Source organism: Pseudomonas sp. TAE6080 (genome assembly GCF_018732265.1).
In the GTDB taxonomy this organism is placed as follows: Bacteria; Pseudomonadota; Gammaproteobacteria; order Pseudomonadales; family Pseudomonadaceae; genus Aquipseudomonas; species Aquipseudomonas brenneri.
Genome location: NZ_JAHIDY010000015.1, coordinates 38,944 through 56,009, shown reverse-complemented (window position 1 = coordinate 56,009; position 17,066 = coordinate 38,944). Strand labels below are relative to the sequence as shown.

18 protein-coding genes and 1 riboswitch are annotated in these 17,066 nt (G+C 53.8%); of the genes, 12 read left to right on the top strand and 6 right to left on the bottom strand.

Annotation, left to right across the window (positions count from 1 at the left end; all coding sequences use genetic code 11):
* Positions 1-14 precede the first annotated feature (14 nt).
* Positions 15-1,211 (top strand): hypothetical protein, encoded by a 1,197-nt coding sequence (locus KL786_RS29575; RefSeq protein ID WP_252193718.1) that lies wholly within the window; start codon positions 15-17, stop codon positions 1,209-1,211.
* 116 nt (positions 1,212-1,327) lie between these two features.
* Here KL786_RS29575 and KL786_RS13490 read toward each other — a convergent pair whose 3' ends face one another.
* Complete coding sequence (locus KL786_RS13490) at positions 1,328-1,771, bottom strand: 3'-5' exoribonuclease (protein ID WP_215517929.1); 444 nt, start codon at positions 1,769-1,771, stop codon at positions 1,328-1,330.
* A gap of 14 nt (positions 1,772-1,785) precedes the next feature.
* Here KL786_RS13490 and KL786_RS13485 point away from each other — a divergent pair, with 14 nt between their 5' ends.
* The 4 genes from KL786_RS13485 (at position 1,786) to nhaA (ending at position 4,695) form a co-directional block, all read left to right on the top strand.
* Entirely contained in the window at positions 1,786-2,151 is a 366-nt protein-coding gene (locus KL786_RS13485) for a hypothetical protein (RefSeq protein ID WP_215517928.1), read from the top strand.
* An 83-nt stretch (positions 2,152-2,234) separates the two neighbouring features.
* On the top strand, positions 2,235-2,570 hold the full coding sequence (locus KL786_RS13480; protein WP_215517927.1) for a hypothetical protein: 336 nt from the start codon (positions 2,235-2,237) through the stop codon (positions 2,568-2,570).
* A 143-nt stretch (positions 2,571-2,713) separates the two neighbouring features.
* Positions 2,714-2,775, top strand: a riboswitch (Fluoride riboswitch).
* Between the two features lie 138 nt (positions 2,776-2,913).
* Entirely contained in the window at positions 2,914-3,297 is a 384-nt protein-coding gene (gene crcB / locus KL786_RS13475; protein ID WP_215517926.1) for a fluoride efflux transporter CrcB, read from the top strand.
* 195 nt (positions 3,298-3,492) lie between these two features.
* Positions 3,493-4,695, top strand: coding sequence for a Na+/H+ antiporter NhaA (gene nhaA, locus KL786_RS13470; RefSeq protein WP_215517925.1), 1,203 nt, complete (start codon positions 3,493-3,495; stop codon positions 4,693-4,695).
* Positions 4,696-4,807: 112 nt separating this feature from the next.
* On the opposite strand, the gene KL786_RS13465 is transcribed toward nhaA, so the two are convergent.
* From KL786_RS13465 to KL786_RS13455, 3 genes are all read right to left on the bottom strand, one after another.
* A complete protein-coding gene (locus KL786_RS13465) occupies positions 4,808-5,341 on the bottom strand; it encodes an NUDIX hydrolase (protein WP_103451677.1) in 534 nt (177 codons plus the stop codon).
* 92 nt (positions 5,342-5,433) lie between these two features.
* Positions 5,434-6,285 carry a universal stress protein gene (locus KL786_RS13460; protein WP_103451678.1) on the bottom strand — a complete coding sequence of 284 codons (852 nt, stop codon included), beginning with the start codon at positions 6,283-6,285 and terminating at the stop codon, positions 5,434-5,436.
* An 11-nt stretch (positions 6,286-6,296) separates the two neighbouring features.
* Positions 6,297-7,784 (bottom strand): SulP family inorganic anion transporter, encoded by a 1,488-nt coding sequence (locus KL786_RS13455; protein WP_215517924.1) that lies wholly within the window; start codon positions 7,782-7,784, stop codon positions 6,297-6,299.
* A gap of 424 nt (positions 7,785-8,208) precedes the next feature.
* Between KL786_RS13455 and KL786_RS13450 the strand changes: the two genes are divergently transcribed.
* Positions 8,209-8,724: a hypothetical protein gene (locus tag KL786_RS13450; protein ID WP_215517923.1), complete on the top strand. Its 516-nt coding sequence runs from the start codon at positions 8,209-8,211 to the stop codon at positions 8,722-8,724.
* A 290-nt stretch (positions 8,725-9,014) separates the two neighbouring features.
* On the opposite strand, the gene KL786_RS13445 is transcribed toward KL786_RS13450, so the two are convergent.
* Both KL786_RS13445 and KL786_RS13440 read right to left on the bottom strand, forming a co-directional pair.
* On the bottom strand, positions 9,015-10,454 hold the full coding sequence (locus KL786_RS13445) for a hypothetical protein (protein WP_215517922.1): 1,440 nt from the start codon (positions 10,452-10,454) through the stop codon (positions 9,015-9,017).
* Positions 10,451-11,437 carry a nucleoid-associated protein gene (locus KL786_RS13440; RefSeq protein WP_215517921.1) on the bottom strand — a complete coding sequence of 329 codons (987 nt, stop codon included), beginning with the start codon at positions 11,435-11,437 and terminating at the stop codon, positions 10,451-10,453. The genes KL786_RS13445 and KL786_RS13440 overlap by 4 nt, the downstream gene beginning before the upstream one ends.
* Before the next feature lie 319 nt (positions 11,438-11,756).
* On the opposite strand from KL786_RS13440, the gene KL786_RS13435 reads away from it, so the two are divergent.
* The 6 genes from KL786_RS13435 to KL786_RS13410 all read left to right on the top strand — a co-directional run bounded on the left by KL786_RS13435 (position 11,757) and on the right by KL786_RS13410 (position 17,034).
* Positions 11,757-12,386: a hypothetical protein gene (locus KL786_RS13435; protein WP_034139560.1), complete on the top strand. Its 630-nt coding sequence runs from the start codon at positions 11,757-11,759 to the stop codon at positions 12,384-12,386.
* A gap of 556 nt (positions 12,387-12,942) precedes the next feature.
* Complete coding sequence (locus KL786_RS13430; protein WP_215517920.1) at positions 12,943-13,443, top strand: hypothetical protein; 501 nt, start codon at positions 12,943-12,945, stop codon at positions 13,441-13,443.
* A 10-nt stretch (positions 13,444-13,453) separates the two neighbouring features.
* The gene (locus KL786_RS13425) at positions 13,454-13,696 is read left to right on the top strand and encodes a hypothetical protein (RefSeq protein ID WP_070994508.1); all 243 of its coding nucleotides are present in this window, start codon (positions 13,454-13,456) and stop codon (positions 13,694-13,696) included.
* Between the two features lie 232 nt (positions 13,697-13,928).
* Complete coding sequence (locus KL786_RS13420; RefSeq protein WP_038443879.1) at positions 13,929-14,390, top strand: Lrp/AsnC family transcriptional regulator; 462 nt, start codon at positions 13,929-13,931, stop codon at positions 14,388-14,390.
* A gap of 146 nt (positions 14,391-14,536) precedes the next feature.
* Entirely contained in the window at positions 14,537-16,228 is a 1,692-nt protein-coding gene (locus tag KL786_RS13415; RefSeq protein ID WP_215517919.1) for a flavin monoamine oxidase family protein, read from the top strand.
* An 11-nt stretch (positions 16,229-16,239) separates the two neighbouring features.
* Positions 16,240-17,034 (top strand): carbon-nitrogen hydrolase family protein, encoded by a 795-nt coding sequence (locus KL786_RS13410; RefSeq protein ID WP_215517918.1) that lies wholly within the window; start codon positions 16,240-16,242, stop codon positions 17,032-17,034.
* The last annotated feature ends 32 nt before the right edge of the window (positions 17,035-17,066 follow it).

Genomic DNA, 17,066 nt, shown 5'->3' with positions numbered 1-17,066 from the left:
CATCAGAGGCTCCAATGTACCTAACCATCATGAAGCCCGAAGTGCTTCAGGACGTTGCATCGCTCGGTCGTGGTCTTTGGATTGTAGAAGGCCCTGATGGCCCAGCGCTCGTGGTCAAAGCGGGCAAAGAATTTATCCTCGCCGCACGTGAGAAGCGCGAGCTGAAGTTCTATCTTGCACCATACGAGTCTGATGAGGCGCAAGGCCTGACGCTGTTGACGGCCTGCTTTGATGATCCGATTAGTCCGCTGACTATTAAAACACCTCTGATGGGTAGCGATCCTTTTACAGAGGGCCTGAAAAGTCTTCCTGACCGTTTTAGCGTCTGTTTTTTTGATGAACACAATCGCGAACTTCTCAGCAGTACAGCGCACGCTAGCCTTGAAGGGCTCCGAAAGTATGCAAAGGGTGTCAATCCCTTGGGGAAGGAGCACTGGCATCTCATGATGGAGCAAGCAGATCACTGGTTCAGCTTTACGACTAGGGAAGACGACAGCCGAGCAGTAACGTTGACGCTCTTGGAGGATCTATTTCCAAGCGACTTCCTGATCACCGACCTCACTCGCCAAGGCTTCCAGGGTTCCAGAGGTTTCTCAAATACTCACCTTGAGCGACCGGAGCCAGGACACCTACAGGAGCTGGATATCATCTATCTGCTCCAGCGTGCTTACTCGGCGGAGCAAATCATCCATGGGCCAGTGAAAGTCTCCGATGGGGAAGAGCTGACCGATGCTGTTGTTTTGGGGACGGAGGTCACGCTTTTACTACAGGCCAAGGACAGCCCAAACACAGCTGAAATGATGGGGACAAAGCTTGAACGAAAGCGTAAGAAGGCCCTGAGTCAGTTGAAAGGAGGCCTATCGCAGCTACGTGGCGCAGTTTCAACTATCGAGCGTGAGGGAAATCCCGCGCTGCGGCTTGTTGATGGTACTTCCCTCAAAATCGATCTTGCAGCACGCCCCCTTGTAGGAGTCGTGGTGGTAAAAGAGCTGTTTAGCGACACCTATGAAGAGTACGGGGCCATGATCTTGGATTTCATGGATGATGTAGGTGTTCGTGTGTTGGCATTTGATTACAACGAGTTCGAGGTTATGACGAGGCACTGTCCCTCAGAGGAGGCACTCCTTTCGGCATTCTGGCAAATTTCCGAGTGCGCGGTTGAACAGAGGATCTATCCCAGACTTCGCTTCACTGAGCTTCCCCCACGCTGATTCACCACCATTTCCACTCAATGAAGGGGACCCCCGACAATCCCCTAGACTGAACTAGAGGTTTAAACGTCACTTCACCGTCGTAAAGGTTAGCGATCCGCAACAGTACCCTGGCATCACTGAGCAAACATGCCGGCAATAATCCTGGCGTCGAGCAAGGCGTGGTGAGGCAGCTCTTCACCCTCGCTAGTCGGAGAAAGCGTCGTCGCATCGGTAGGAAAATTGCGAACGATTCTGGGCCATCGTCCGTCCTCATATACCAGGTCGCAAAAAAGCTCCCAATCGTACTGAGGGGCATCCGTGACGATCTCGACCTCATTTTTGAACAACGTCAGAAACTTGAGCAGAGCCAACCTGGCTTCAGCTGTGGGTAGCGAGTAGCTCCCTCCCCACAACTGCGGAAGGACGACTTGTACGACGAAATCGCTACAGTCTTCTTCTCGCCATGAGTCGAGCAATTCCACGTAGAATTCGCGCCCATCCTCAGCCACTAATGCGAGTGATATCAGCTTCGCTTCTGCTGATAGCCGGGTAAACTCGCAATCAAGAAAGAGCCTCATGTTAGAACTCCGCAATGGCTAGGGCTCGCCTGGATATGGCGCAGGAAGCTCAGCTATGGGAAATGGCCCTCGAGCATTTTGGCTCAGACGGACTCCTCCAAGTGGTCATCGAAATGTGGAGCCGCGCCGCGCCTCCGCCCAGACCGTTGGTAGAGCAACTGTCCATCAATCAGGTGAGTCAGGACGTCTTGAGCATACTGAAAATTGCCCAGCAGCGGGTAGGTGCCATCGTGCCAGGTCGAACGCCTGATGCAGGCACAGTCACGCTGTACGCACGTCACGCTAGCAACTTAGTTGATGGGCTCATTACACTGCTGCCAAAGGTGAAGCTTTCGCAAGCCTTACGAGGCTCTTGTCTTGAAATTGAACTGGGGATTTGACGTCCGCACAGGCTCCACGAATACCAGTCAGCAACAATCCTGTTAAAACTTGCCCAGCGAAATGCGTCCCTTTGAGATGTTCTATGAACTCTGAATTAACTGAAGAAGAAATGCGTCGTGCGTTATTCGGTACGCCTCAGCCCGAGGAGCAGATGTCTACTCCTGTAGTAGAGGAGCCAGTGGAAGAAGTTGTGCTCGCGAAATCGGTGGTCGCTCCAGCAGCCAAGGAGAAAACGGCAAAAGCATTCACGCCCAGGCTGAGGGTCACGTTACGTGTTGGAAACGAGTTTGAAGGGAAAATGGTCGAGTTGATTCACGAGGCTGATACGTTGAGCTCATTGCTTGCTGAGCAGGAGGCTGTAAAGGCTGCTAGGAAAAAGTACAAGTACGTGGAAGTGGTATCGGTTAAATCTATGTAAATGCGCCAAATGACCTAGTCGTGCAAAGGGTCGGCCCGTACATGGTTGATCATCGATCAAACATCTTGCCTAGCCTAAAGGGCCTTCAGATCGCTTGCATGCAGCTGCTCTTGATGCCTCTTGATGCCATTGGCGTTGATGCTATAAGATCAGGAGATGGCATTCCTCCTTTAACCGCCTTCGTGCTGATTATGCCTACGTGAACCCTGGACAGGGTGCGTAGGTGTGTCTCCCTGTCCTCCAATTTAGGACAGGCTATGATCTTACCCTTCGAGTTTCCCTTTTCCTTTAGCGCGAGCCGCTTGCCAGTTAGTCCACTCAGATCTGATGAGGAGGACTCTCCGTGCTGAAGTCATTAATGGTCATCGCCGTTGGCGCTTCACTTGGAGCCTGGTTGCGCTGGATATTGGGCATGAAACTGAATGCTCTTTTCCCGACGATCCCGCCAGGTACTGTGGTCGCGAACATGGTTGGGGGTTACATCATTGGCCTGGCCATCGCATTCTTGGCCGCATCTCCAACCCTAAGCCCTGAGTGGCGTCACCTGATCATCACGGGTTTCTGTGGTGGACTTACCACCTTCTCCACATTTTCAGCCGAAACGGTCGCCTTGATTCAGGAAGGCAGACTGCTATGGGCGCTTGGCTCAATTTCGTTACACGTCGTAGGTTCGTTAGCGATGACCGCTGCCGGGCTTCTGTCCTACCAAATGATTGGTACTCGCTGAGGAGATATAAATTTAAGGCTTTATCCGCTTGGGCGTGCTTCTAAATCTAGTGAGCGAGCCCGTACCGTGGCGTAGTTGAACAGGCTTAGGCTGATTTTCGCCTGTGACAATAATCGTTACAGGCTATTTGGGCAGCCGCACCGGTACAACTCGGATGTTAAAATATTCTCTTTAGATTGAAGCGCAAGGACACTGATGACCGACACTAGAACTCCTGCTGAAACCCCTAGAGCAGCTGCAATTTTAGCTCGCTTCCTGTCGTCGGAGTCCGCTGGCGGTCTTGTACTGATGGGCGCAGCACTCGCGGCCCTGATCGTCGCGAACTCGCCTCTCTCGCAAGGTTATTTTGCCGCCTTGCACAGTGTCTGGTTGGGCATGTCTGTGGAGCATTGGGTCAATGATGGCCTCATGGCTATCTTCTTCCTGATGGTCGGCCTAGAGATCAAAAGAGAGGTTCTGGCAGGTGGGCTTTCCACTTGGGGCCAGCGCGCCCTGCCGGGGTTTGGTGCTTTAGGTGGCATGGTTGTGCCTGCGCTGATCTACATCGCAATCAACTGGGGTAAGTCTGAGACCTTGAAGGGATGGGCTATCCCAGCCGCCACCGACATCGCATTCGCCTTGGGCGTCTTGTCGTTGCTGGGGAAGCGAGTCCCTACGTCGCTGAAGGTCTTCCTCGCTGCCTTGGCGATCATTGACGACCTAGGTGCTGTGGTTATCATCGCCTTTTTCTACACCACGGGTCTTTCTATGCCGATGTTGCTGGCATCGCTCGCCACCCTGGTCATTCTGATCGCAATGAATCGATTGGGCGTCAGACGATTATTCCCATATTTGCTGGTGGGTGGTGTGCTGTGGTTCTTGGTGCTGCAGTCGGGGGTGCATGCCACTCTTGCGGGTGTTGCCGTTGCACTGTGCGTCCCAATGGGTAAGCCAGAAGAGGAAGCCAAGTCTCCACTGCTCTTCTTAGAAGAGAAGCTGCACATGTGGGTAGCGTTCGCTGTGGTGCCGATTTTCGGCTTCGCCAATGCGGGTGTTTCGCTTGCCGGCATTTCTATGGAGAACCTAGTCGATCCGGTTCCGCTGGGTGTAGCGCTCGGTCTGTTGGTGGGCAAGCAAGTTGGCATTTTCCTATTAGCTGCTCTGGCCATTCGTATGGGCTTGGCCAAACTGCCGGAAGGCAGCAATTGGGCACAGCTTTACGGCGTTGCGCTCTTGTGCGGCATCGGCTTCACCATGAGCCTGTTCATCGGAAACCTGGCGTTTGCTGGATCAGCTCACCTGATCGACGAAGTAAAAGTCGGTGTGTTGATCGGTTCGACGTTGGCTGCAATCGGTGGAGTCCTGATTTTGCGACGCAGCGCTGGGCCCGCCATTGTCGCCGCCACGGTCTCTAAATAAGCGTAAGCGAGCCGGCCACGGAGTTTCTCCCTGACAGAAATCCTGTGGCTGGAACATCGTCTCGCGAAGTGAGGTCATCGTGCTTTACGCCACAAGCTGCTGAGATAGCCCCTCAAAGGCTGATTGGCGGCATCAACTCGGACGCGACTTTTTTCAGCATGAACGTTTCGCGCTGAATTGACTGCCCCATCGATAACTCCTGACGCTGCATCACGGCTTCATTGTGCGTGATGGCTTCATGCAGGTTGATCCAGACAGGCCGCATACCATTCGCGATTTCGTGTCTTTCCATTCTCGCGGGCTCTAGCTGGGGCGCTACTTCGCATTGATAAAAATGCGAGGTCATGTGCATCAGATCGTACTGTGGCTTCCAGTAGGGCCGGTACTCCTCGATGTAACCGTAGTGCTGGAGCACCTGTATTTGACGAGCACCAGTCTCTTCCTCAAGCTCACGCTTCAGGCCTGCGACAATGTCTTCGTCACCATCAAGGCCGCCGCCAGGAAAGCTGAAATCGTTATAGCGCTCGGTGAACAGCAACAGGATCTGTTCATTCCGCATCACTATGCCGCGTGCTGCGTGTCGACGGAATACTTTGCCCTGTTTGGATTTCAGCTCGGGGTGAACAATTTCAGTTATGAGTTGCATGTGGTCTCGTTACGGCAAGATCAGTTAGTCATCGTCCAGGGTGGCCACGGTATTTCCGCAGTTCTGGAAATACTGTGGCCAGTGGAACTGGCTCAGCGAAGCAGCAATACGGGTAAAGTGGATGTTCGCAGCATCGTCGTGGTCGTACTGCCTACCAGAAACTGCCTGATGCGTGAGTGCCCGTACGCCCCCATGACCAAGAGGTCAACGCCGTGCTCTGCCTGATACGCATGCAGCACCGACTCTACTTCGCCTGGGCGGATCTCGGCATGCACCAGCGAGCCAGAAGAGGCAAGTGTGATTCGTGCTTTCTCCAGCTCATTCTGGTTTTCTTCAGAGTCCGTACCAACCATGACGATATGAATTGGCAGGCCTTCGCACAGCGGGCTTGAAGCAAGCATCTGTACGGTCTTGTGGCCTGTAGCGCTGCCGTCAAATGCCACCATGACCGTTTCAGGTTTCGTGAAATGGCTGGTTGTAATCAGGATGGGGCGGTGGATAGTTCGGACTACCGCTTCAATCTGGCTGCCAAGACTTTGGGCACTACGCGTGCTGTCCTCTCCGACTCTTCCAATCACCAGTAATCGAATATCATTTTGGAGTTCGCTCAGGCTCTCGACTAGATGGCCATGGCGCTGCTTCAGATCAGGTGACATGGCGCCAGAGATGACTGTTCGCTCGCGAGCTTTTTCAAGCATGTGCAGCCCATGCTCCAAGGCCAGTTTTGCACGCTGCGCATCCAGCGTGGCCAACTCTTCCAATAGATGTTCTCTGCTACCGAGACCGATATTGCCGCTGAGGTCAGCGGATGCAGGGTATTTCTCCTTATCCAGCACATGAAGCAAGGTCAGGGGAGCACTGAGTCGTTGCGAGGCCCATGCTGCGTAATCGCAGACCGCCAATGAGGATTGTGAGTTATCAATGCATGCCATTACGTGGGTCATTGTCGTTCTCCTTAGTGGCTCATGAGCTTGTCGATGGCACCGGGTTTGTCATGCACGCCGAAGCGGTCAACGATTGTTGCGCTGGCTTCATTGAGACCGAGCACTTCAACCTCAGCGCCTTCACGGCGGAACTTGATCACGACCTTATCCAGCGCTGCAACGGCGGTGATATCCCAGAAATGCGCCTGTGTGAGATCGATGGTGACCTTGTTGAGCGCTTCCTTGAAGTCAAAAACCTCAGTGAATTTGTCTGCAGAGCTAAAGAACACCTGGCCCACGACGTGGTAAGTCCGATGCGATTTCGTATCTTCCAGAGTGCTCTTGATATCCAGGTAGTGCCCGACCTTATTGGCAAAGAACAGCGAAGCCAGCAGCACACCTACCAGTACGCCGTAAGCCAGGTTGTGAGTGGCCACGACGACCACGACAGTCGCCACCATGACGAGGTTGGTCGACAGAGGATGCTCTTTCAGATTACGCAAGGAATCCCAGCTAAAGGTGCCGATGGACACCATGATCATCACAGCCACGAGTGCCGCCATGGGGATTTTGGAGAGCCATTCGCCAAGAAATACCACCATCAGCAGCAGGAAAACGCCGGCACACAATGTCGAGAGACGGGTGCGGCCACCAGATTTCACGTTGATGATCGACTGGCCGATCATGGCGCAACCTGCCATGCCGCCAAGCATGCCGGCAGCGATGTTGGCCACACCCTGGCCTTTGCACTCGCGGTTTTTGTTGCTGGTGGTATCGGTAAGGTCGTCGACGATGGTCGCGGTCATCATTGACTCGAGTAGACCCACTACGGCCAAGGCAGCCGAGTACGGGAAAATGATGCGCAGGGTTTCAAAGTTCAGCGGCACTTCGGGCCAAAGGAAAATCGGCAACGTATCCGGCAGTTGGCCCATGTCACCGACGGTGCGGATATCCAAACCGAGGTAAATGGCGACGGCAGTCAGCGTCAGGATGCACACCAACGGTGACGGAATCAGCTTGCCGATCTTCGGTACGTATGGGAACAGGTAGATGATCCCGAGGCCCGCTGCCGTCATGGCGTAGACATGCCAAGTGACATTGGTCAGCTCAGGCAATTGCGCCATAAATATCAGAATCGCCAATGCGTTTACGAAGCCGGTGACTACCGAGCGTGAAACAAAGCGCATCAACGAGCCAAGCTTCAGGTAGCCGGCAAGGATTTGAAGTACCCCACAGAGCAACGTGGCTGCAAGCAGATACTGAAGTCCGTGCTCTTTAACCAGAGTAACCATGAGCAGTGCCATGGCGCCGGTAGCCGCCGAGATCATGCCGGGACGACCACCGACAAAGGCGATAACAGCACAGATACAGAAAGAGGCGTAAAGCCCGACCTTTGGGTCAACGCCGGCGATGATGGAAAAGGCGATGGCTTCGGGAATCAGTGCAAGTGCGACCACGATCCCCGCGAGCACATCTCCACGGATGTTGGAAAACCACGTTTGTCTAAGTTTTTGCAGCATAGAAAATATCCAAGGCAAAGCATCGCGCACGCCAAAGGAATGGCGAGCGAACCGATGCAAATTCAAATTTTGAGGATTTTTTGCTGTGTGCTTAAGGTGTAGAACCAGGCGTACAGCAGTGCGCACCCGCGAGCGAGGCTAGCGGAAGCAGGGTGTTGCGAGGGGGCGTAGCGCTAAGGCGGCGTAGGCTGCCAGTAGATCGTTTGGAGTACAGTCATGCGGATGTTCCTGTAGCTCAAGGGTAAGGCTGAGCAATAAGTATACAGTTGAGTTACCGTCGATTGCCACCCGCAGACTCGATTTGGCTGGTTTCCTAGAACTCGCCCTGGCAGGACTAGATTGAGCAGTCGAGGAGAACATGACATCGTCACTGCCAACCTTACTGAGCTAGCGAAGCTGCTCGCTGCGTTGGAAGCATTCGCGGATGACTGAACCCAATAATTGCAACGAGCCCCTGCAGGCGGCATTGATCCAGGAGGAAATCCTAGAGATTCTGAAAGACGCCAAGGTGCTAGCGCGCAGATTCTACTGCCTAACCGGCAAGCCGCTGGGCGTCACCGGTGAGGTCGCAGAGTACGAAGCTGCTACTAGACTCGGCCTGTTATTACATCCTGCAAGGCAGGCAGGTTACGACGCTACAGAGACGCTGGAAGATGGCGTCGCGAGAATCCAGATAAAGGGCCGCTGTATCCTGAACCCGCAAAAGATTACGGGCCGTATGGGTGCAATTGATCTACGACAACCCTTCGATACTGTGCTCTTGGTGCTGCTTGATTCTGAGTTCAACGCATTTGCAATGTACGAAGCGAGTCGTGCCAAGGTAGAGGTAGCATTGACCTTGCCTGGCTCGAAAGCCAGAAATGAACGGGGAGCGCTGGCTATTAGGCAATTCATGTCGATAGCTAGATTGCGCTGGGCTCGCCATGAGCCTAGCGACTAAGCGTATTAACCGCCGTCTGGACGCCGAGTGCTGCGGATATGTCCCGTGTGACGAGCCAGGCTAATGTCCCTAATACGGCACATTAACCACCACTTTTAGGCTTAATGAACCTATTTGGGTACATTACGCTGAGCAAAGGAATGCGGACAATGATGACTATAGCCCCTACCTAGCCCAGACTATCTTCTGACTTGGAAGCAAGCCCCTAATGGTTCCTGGCATAGCTGCTAAATATTCCCGCAGGAATACTGCACCATAAAGATTCAACCGTAGCTGTATTCATGATTTTATTAAAAAAAGGCGGCGATGTAGTTCCACGCGCAGAAAAAATAATAATCGATGTGGTTCGCTACAAAGTTAGGTGCCGCAAGCGATAGGAAGTAGTGGACAATGGCTGCGTATAGACAGAAACACATAGTCCAAGCGAGCCAGTAAACGGTGCGTCCGGACGATATAGGTTTTTCAACCAAGCGCTTCCAGTCATCGGCAGACATGAAGTTGTAGATTTTCCTCCGCCATCCTTCTCTACTGCTGTCAGCAAGACTGTTAAAACGCAAGGTTGATAGAGTGTTGATAACTATGCTCAATATGAGAAGTGCAGAGACACCGAGATACAGAATCGTGGTAGCTGTATCGGCCACGCCTGCAGTCGCTATCGGAGTCTTGAGAGCTAAAACAACACCCGCCACCGCGAAATCACGCCAGAGAGCTGATATTAAATCCCTTGTCGCAGTTTGTGTCTTATTAACCTCGTCCTGCAAACCCTTGCGCAGATCCCCTAAGCTTTTGACAGCCTCCTTGCTTTGATCCTGAAGATGAAAGGCGAACGCTTCCTTGGCCCCCGAGAGGCTATTTTTTAAGAGTGGCGTCGAGCCAGAGGGCCACGTCGTCCCACTGTTCCAGTTGATAGCAATGTGGTTGTTGAAAAGTTGGAATTTCGTTTCACACTCCCTAGGGGTGGAGTAGATCCACTGGCAGGTGTCGTGAAGCGTCTCAAAATTGATATCAGCCCAGTTAATAGGCTGGTCTATAGCTATGGGGAGTGAGCGCCCGCCTCGAAATATTACATGAGTCTCGTCATCTTCCTTGCGAATCTCGGCTGGCAAGCAAAAGGAAAGCTTTTCCACCGCCACGCGTTTCCAGGCTGTAAAAGGTTCGCTTTCAGCAATTGGCTCAGCAGTCAGCAGCCATGGCTCAAGCGACGGAGGGGTAAGGGAGTGGGTAAGATCCCGTACCATTTTCCAAGGTTTTTCAGGATGTTGAGTGGCGGTCGGTAAATTTTTATCTCCACCCATTTCTTTCACTAGGAACTGATGAGTGGAAAATTCAAAGGTTTCACCTGCAACCCACACGCACATTTTTTTCTGTGAGTTCTGTGCTGAAAATTGGTTTGTCCTCAACCAGTTTTCGAAACCTTTTAAAGTTAGGAAATAACACCAGCCATCATCCGTTGGCTTCTCCAAGATGACTGTCAATCTGTCATTTTCCACATCCTCCAAATCGAAATCTTTGATCTCGATGCTGTCGGAAACTTCTCCAAAAAGCTCCATCTTTCCGATGCCCACAGAACAAACACGCTGGGCAAGATCTTTCAATTCTCGAACAAACCCGGAAGATGTAACGCTTACTTCATCAATTCGAAAAATATGCGTAGTTTCAACCTGCGCAGAACCACCTGACGCCGTAAGTCGCTCAAAGAAGCTGCGAAGTTCCAGCGCTAGCTGTTTCATGATTCACGCAAGCGACTTGTACGAATAGTAATAACAGTTTCATCCTTTCCATTTTCAATAGTTAAGCTTCCCTTTGCCCGCGCAGGCATATTGATGGTTATGCCTTCACTTGTTACGTATTTCTTTGCCTCATTGGTAGGTAGCTCTTCCTCATCATAGGAGAACACCTCACCAGTCAAATTTAGGCTTTCCAATTCTTTGTCAAAGGTCGCCCGGATTTGATCTTGGCCATTGATGCCAAAAAAATCTGTGAAGAATTCGTCGACTTCAAAGTCTTTACGCTTTTTCGCAATCTCAACGACTTTCTCAGCGACCTTCGATGTGATAGCAGGCGGCAGATCACCCAAGTGTGTCCTTACAGTTTTTTTGATTGCCTTAACCAAATCTACCGTCATTTCCTTTGAGTTCCGGAGGCGCTCTACTCCCAGGAATTCTTTGAAGAAATCACTGATTCCTGAGCGGCTCATTTTATCAATGATCACTACTTCTGAGTCTTTGGAATCCAAATCAATAAGAGCTGATTTCTGCAACGCTTTTGGTGATTCAGTAAAGTTGTTAGTAACTGCCTGAAGTATTGCCTTGGCGCCCTTAGTTTCAAATGTCACGACTTTTTCAGAGTCGTACTTGATTAAGGAATAAAACTTTTTAGCCCCTGTAATTAAACCAATTACAATCAACACACCTGACTTCATCCGTTTATCACCAAGGCGATGAAATTGCCGCGCCAAGCTCTTGGAGATATCAACAAAATTCGACTCGCCCTTTTCCCAACTATTCAATTTGGCCTTTACTTGAGATATTTCAGCGAAAGAGAATTTATTGCCCTTGAGGGTTTCTTTGATGCGGTCAATGAAGAACGGCTCGAAGGTGCTTAAGGGGGTGTCGTCAAAAAGGATCGGATCATCGGCTCGATGATGCACCACGTGAAAAATGAAATTCTCGATTTTCAGGGCTTCGATTTCTTTATCCGTAAGAGTGGCCAAGTTAAATCCTCATCCTTGCTGGTGGCGACATGACATTAAGCATTGATGTAAGCACCTTTTCAGCGTTATGCCTAGCGTCCCCCGCAGGGCATAGCATACGAATTACTGTATGAATATACACCTATAGAAAGCGGTTGGCTGCCGTTTGGCCCCACCCAGGATCACTTGTCCGATGGAAGGCTCACTGGTAAGCGTGCATGAACGCTGAGCACTGGGTTACATTTTTCGAGATTCTTTTGGTGCTTTTATAAAAAAGCAATAATTGCTTTTATTTTATTGATATGGGATGCTTCTTAGCATCTGACAGGAGATCCATCCCATGAACGACATTATTTCGCTCATCGAAAACGCAGCAAAGACGAAGAATGACCTGGCGTCCGCATCTATCCGCATGCCCAAGGAGCTCTACTCATTTATCGAAGGTCTGGCTGATCAGCTCGATCTGAGTCGCCAGGAGACAATGCTGAAACTGCTAGAGAAGGGGGTTGAAGCTGCCAAGGCTGCTCTGAAGCTTGATGACAAAGAGCAGGCGGCAGTAGACATCGAGTTACTCGAACCGTCGAGCTTCCACCTTCTGAATACGAACAAGCGTCACTCATTGGAAGACCATGACCGTATGCTGAGCGAGGGTAGCGCAGCAGCTTTTTATGCCCCTTGGAAGTACAACATTGACCGTATAAAGAAAGGTGACGTGGTCTTCTTGTACGAAAATGGCAAGGGGATCGTCGCCTTCGGCCAAGGTACTGGCGAAACTGAAAAACGTGAGCATCACGGCTATCTCGAAGAGTGCCATTTTCAGCGACTGATGGATTTCACCATCTTGGATAAGCCGATTTCGGCTGCGGAGATCAAGAAAGCGGTACAGAAAAATGTCGTCTTCTTGCGCACGATGTCTCCCATGCCCGATGGCCAATTGCTGCTGAATCTGATCCAAAAGCGCTCCGCATGAAGCCTGGTGGGCGTAGTCAAAACAACCATCCCAACAGGGGCTAGGATCGGCTCAGTACGCTGCAGGGGTAGCCAACCGCACAGGCTCAATCTCTCCCTAAGTCCGCTCAGCCCATCTCTGAAGGATGGAATGATAGGGAGTCTTATAAATACAACACTCGGGTTGTATTTATAGAAATATGACACGGCAATCAATGAACGCCAGGATTCCCCAGTGTCTACTGACGATTGACAAGATCAAGACCGGACGGACAGTATCCGTACGAACAATTCACGCACCACATAATGGTTCGAGTCCTACTGGGCCCACCAACTTGAAAGCCGCGCACTGCGCGGCTTTCGTGTTTCTGGATGGACCATCTCAGATACAGTCTGAATCGCCTCGGCCTAACGTCTCCAAAACCGACGCGCTCGATGAGTTGTTACCGGGGAGTTGGCTTGCTGGCGATGAGCCCCATGCAGACGTCAAATTCCCCGGGGCCTCACATCAAAGACTGTTTGCATCTTAGTCACCGCTTGTAGAAAATCGTCGTCTTTTTGCACGAATGGATACGCGCATGAAGTTCGAGAAGACTACGCAGTACAGGTCCGAGGAAGGGATCGTCTTCAATCTGTCTCAAATCACCCTCATGGAAAGCGACCGAGGTCGCCTGCGCGAGCTGCACTTTGGCGAAGCGAAACGCGCCCATTACCAAGTCAACAGCATGGTCGTCGATATGTACGACCGAATGCAGGCTCGAAACCTGCCATGCCTGCTGACAGTCTGCATTTCCAATCCCCTCATCCGGCAGCAGGCCGACGCTATCAACACGATGCGCGGCAACGTCGCCAAGGGAATTGCTGCGGCCTCAGGTGGCGCTGCCGGGAAGGTAGGTGCGTTGGGCGGGCCGCTCATTGGCTGGGCTTCAGGTGCAGTCGTGACGACAGGTGTCAACTGGTACCTCAAAGGAGCCCTGCCGACCCTGCATGCAGGTGACGTGCTGGTCAGCATCGAGGGAGAGGTCCATGGCGGGATTGGCCCACAGCGCTCTGTCGTGACGCTGGTCATCAAGGTCTGAGGAACTGCACATGCCCTACATCATGCAAACTGTCGTCCTTCTGGTGCTGGGCGCGATTCTCGTTCAGTTTCTGAAACCATACCCGCTGCGCAAATGGCTGGGTTTGGCACTGCTGGCAACGGGCTTGGTCAGCCTCTTCAAGGTGGGTGAGCAGCAGGTGCTGGGCTTTGACCTGGAGCTGCTAGCACTGCTGGCCGTGCCGCTGGGCGTGGTGCTTTTCCTGACGCGGCGGCGGTTCACGGAGGGGGACTGAAGCCCTGGCACGATTTCTCGGTGCCGTCTCTGGTACTCAGCTTGAACAACCTTCTCAAAATTACGCTTAACACCACGTATTACAGGGCCTCCAGCGGGTTCGAGTCCTACTGGGCCACCCTCTTTAAAAGCCGCGCACTGCGCGGCTTTTGCGTTTCTGGCGGTCGCCCTAAGCACCCGCGAACACGAGCCTGTAACATGCTCCCCCATTGCCACCCACGCCGGAGCCCATCTTGTCCGCCACTCGCCCTCCCGTCCTCGATGAAATCGACCGCCAGTTGATCGCTGCCTTGCAGATCAATGCCCGTGAAAGCGTGGCCATGCTCGCTCGGCAATTGGGGATTGCCCGTACCACTGTGACCTCGCGCCTGGCGCGCCTGGAAAAGACCCAGGTGATTACCGGCTATGGCGTGCGCCTTGGTCAGCGTGTGGTGGATGGTGGGTTGCAGGCGTATGTGGGGATTACGGTGCAACCGCGCTCCGGCAAGGAAGTGCTGCGTCGCCTCAGCGCCATGGCGCAGGTCCAGCAGCTGTGTGCGGTCAGTGGTGAGTTTGATTATGTGGCCTGGCTGCGCACCGACTCGCCGGAACAGCTGGATCAGTTGCTGGACCAGATCGGCAGTGTCGATGGGGTAGAAAAGACCACCACTTCGATCATCCTGAGTAACAAATTGGATCGCGGACAACCAATTTGACCACCAACATCGTCACTTCGACTGAAAACAATTCAATTCGACGACACATTGCGTCTTATTAACGAGCGCTACGCTCCCTAGAATGGCTGCCATCTTTTCCTATACTCAACGGGTCGTGCCCCGTCGAGTTGCCAGCAAGGTCAGCCATGAACGCCACCCACAAGAACAATCGCCACCCTGCAGACGGTAAAAAACCCATCACTATCTTTGGCCCGGACTTCCCGTTCGCCTTCGATGACTGGATTGAACACCCGGCTGGGCTGGGCAGTATTCCCGCCGCCAACCACGGGGCCGAAGTAGCGATTGTCGGCGCAGGTATCGCCGGGCTGGTGGCCGCCTACGAGCTGATGAAGCTCGGTCTCAAGCCAGTGGTGTATGAAGCCTCGAAAATGGGCGGGCGCCTGCGCTCCCAGGCGTTTGAAGGGGCCGAAGGCATCATCGCGGAGCTGGGTGGCATGCGCTTCCCTGTGTCGTCGACGGCGTTCTACCACTATGTGGACAAGCTGGGCCTTGAAACCAAGCCGTTTCCCAACCCGCTGACACCGGCCTCCGGCAGCACCGTGATCGACCTGGAAGGCCAGACTCATTACGCACAGAAAATCTCCGACCTTCCTGCGCTGTTCCAGGAAGTGGCTGACGCCTGGGCCGACGCCCTGGAGGCCGGCTCGCAGTTCGGAGATATCCAGCAAGCGATTCGCGACCGTGACGTGCCACGGCTCAAGGAGCTGTGGAACAAGCTGGTTCCGCTGTGGGACGACCGCACCTTCTATGACTTCGTCGCTACCTCCAAGGCGTTCGCCAAGCTGTCGTTCCATCACCGCGAAGTGTTTGGCCAAGTGGGTTTCGGCACGGGTGGCTGGGATTCGGACTTCCCCAACTCGATGCTGGAAATCTTCCGCGTGGTGATGACCAACTGCGACGACCACCAGCACCTGGTGGTCGGTGGCGTGGCGCAAGTGCCCATGGGTATCTGGCGCCATGTGCCTGAGCGTTGCGCACACTGGCCGCAAGGCACCAGCCTCAGTTCCCTGCACCATGGCGCGCCACGGGCCGGGGTCAAGCGCATTGCCCATGCGGCCAACGGGCGTTTCGCGGTGACCGACAACTATGGCGATACCCGCGAATACGCCGCCGTGTTGACCACCTGCCAGAGCTGGCTGCTGACCACCCAGATCGAATGCGACGAGAGCCTGTTCTCGCAAAAAATGTGGATGGCCCTGGACCGTACGCGCTACATGCAGTCGTCGAAAACCTTTGTCATGGTCGACCGGCCTTTCTGGAAAGACAAAGACCCGGAAACCGGCCGCGACCTGATGAGCATGACCCTCACTGACCGCCTGACCCGTGGCACCTACCTGTTCGACAACGGCGACGACAAGCCCGGGGTCATTTGCCTGTCCTACTCGTGGATGAGCGACGCGCTGAAAATGCTCCCGCAGCCCATCGATAAACGTGTGAAGCTGGCCCTCGACGCGCTGAAAAAGATCTACCCGAAAGTCGACATCAAGGCGCGCATCATTGGCGACCCGATCACCGTTTCCTGGGAGGCCGATCCGCATTTCCTCGGCGCATTCAAGGGCGCGCTGCCGGGCCACTACCGCTACAACCAGCGGATGTATGCGCATTTCATGCAAAAGGACATGCCCGCCGAGCAGCGCGGGATTTTCATCGCGGGCGACGATGTATCCTGGACCCCAGCCTGGGTCGAAGGCGCAGTGCAGACCTCACTGAACGCGGTTTGGGGCATCATGAGCCACTTCGGTGGCAGCACTCACCCTGAGAACCCGGGACCGGGGGATGTGTTCGATGAAATCGGCCCCATCGCCCTGGCCGAATAAGGAGTCAAGCCATGCGTGTCGCCCTGTATCAATGCCCGCCATTGCCGCTGGATGTCGCTGGCAATCTCAAGCGTCTGCATAGCGTTGCCCATGAAGCGTGCGATGCAGACGTGCTGGTGCTGCCGGAGATGTTCCTCACCGGCTACAACATCGGTGCAGAAGCGGTGGGTGCGCTGGCCGAAGCGCAGGACGGGCCGTCGGCGCAGACCATTGCCGAACTGGCAAAGAACACCGGCCTGGCGATTCTCTATGGCTACCCGGAACGCACCGAGGACGGCCAGATCTACAATGCCGTGCAATTGATCGACGCCAATGGCCAGCGCCTGTGCAACTACCGCAAGACACACCTGTTCGGCGACCTCGATCACTCGATGTTCAGCGCCGGCGGCGACGAATTCCCTGTCGTCGAGCTGAACGGCTGGAAACTGGGATTTTTGATCTGCTATGACCTGGAGTTCCCGGAAAACACCCGGAGCCTGGCCCTGGCCGGTGCAGAGTTGATCCTGGTACCGACGGCCAACATGGTGCCCTTTGACTTCGTCGCCGACGTCACCGTGCGGGCGCGGGCCTTTGAAAACCAGTGCTACGTGGCCTACGCCAACTATTGCGGGCATGAAGATCAGATCCAGTATTGCGGGCAAAGCAGCATCGCCGCGCCGAATGGCCAGCGTGTCGCCCAGGCGGGCCTCGATGAGGCGCTGATCGTCGCCACCCTCGACCGCCAGCTGATACACGACGCGCAAGCCGCCAATCACTACCTGGCGGACCGTCGCCCCGAGCTTTATGCAGCGTTGCACAAGCACTGACGGCCGCGCTTTGCGCTAGCATAGGCACTTCC

Excerpts from the sequence above, each read along its gene's own strand:
- KL786_RS13455 (WP_215517924.1), bottom strand. The coding sequence starts at position 7,784 with ATGCTGCAAAAACTTAGACAAACGTGGTTTTCCAACATCCGTGGAGAT.
- KL786_RS13450 (WP_215517923.1), top strand. The coding sequence starts at position 8,209 with ATGACTGAACCCAATAATTGCAACGAGCCCCTGCAGGCGGCATTGATC.
- KL786_RS13465 (WP_103451677.1), bottom strand. The coding sequence starts at position 5,341 with ATGCAACTCATAACTGAAATTGTTCACCCCGAGCTGAAATCCAAACAG.
- KL786_RS13425 (WP_070994508.1), top strand. The coding sequence starts at position 13,454 with ATGCCCTACATCATGCAAACTGTCGTCCTTCTGGTGCTGGGCGCGATT.
- KL786_RS29575 (WP_252193718.1), top strand. The coding sequence starts at position 15 with ATGTACCTAACCATCATGAAGCCCGAAGTGCTTCAGGACGTTGCATCG.
- KL786_RS13460 (WP_103451678.1), bottom strand. The coding sequence starts at position 6,285 with ATGACCCACGTAATGGCATGCATTGATAACTCACAATCCTCATTGGCG.
- KL786_RS13485 (WP_215517928.1), top strand. The coding sequence starts at position 1,786 with ATGGCTAGGGCTCGCCTGGATATGGCGCAGGAAGCTCAGCTATGGGAA.
- KL786_RS13435 (WP_034139560.1), top strand. The coding sequence starts at position 11,757 with ATGAACGACATTATTTCGCTCATCGAAAACGCAGCAAAGACGAAGAAT.
- KL786_RS13430 (WP_215517920.1), top strand. The coding sequence starts at position 12,943 with ATGAAGTTCGAGAAGACTACGCAGTACAGGTCCGAGGAAGGGATCGTC.
- KL786_RS13480 (WP_215517927.1), top strand. The coding sequence starts at position 2,235 with ATGAACTCTGAATTAACTGAAGAAGAAATGCGTCGTGCGTTATTCGGT.
- nhaA (WP_215517925.1), top strand. The coding sequence starts at position 3,493 with ATGACCGACACTAGAACTCCTGCTGAAACCCCTAGAGCAGCTGCAATT.
- KL786_RS13415 (WP_215517919.1), top strand. The coding sequence starts at position 14,537 with ATGAACGCCACCCACAAGAACAATCGCCACCCTGCAGACGGTAAAAAA.
- KL786_RS13490 (WP_215517929.1), bottom strand. The coding sequence starts at position 1,771 with ATGAGGCTCTTTCTTGATTGCGAGTTTACCCGGCTATCAGCAGAAGCG.
- KL786_RS13410 (WP_215517918.1), top strand. The coding sequence starts at position 16,240 with ATGCGTGTCGCCCTGTATCAATGCCCGCCATTGCCGCTGGATGTCGCT.
- KL786_RS13445 (WP_215517922.1), bottom strand. The coding sequence starts at position 10,454 with ATGAAACAGCTAGCGCTGGAACTTCGCAGCTTCTTTGAGCGACTTACG.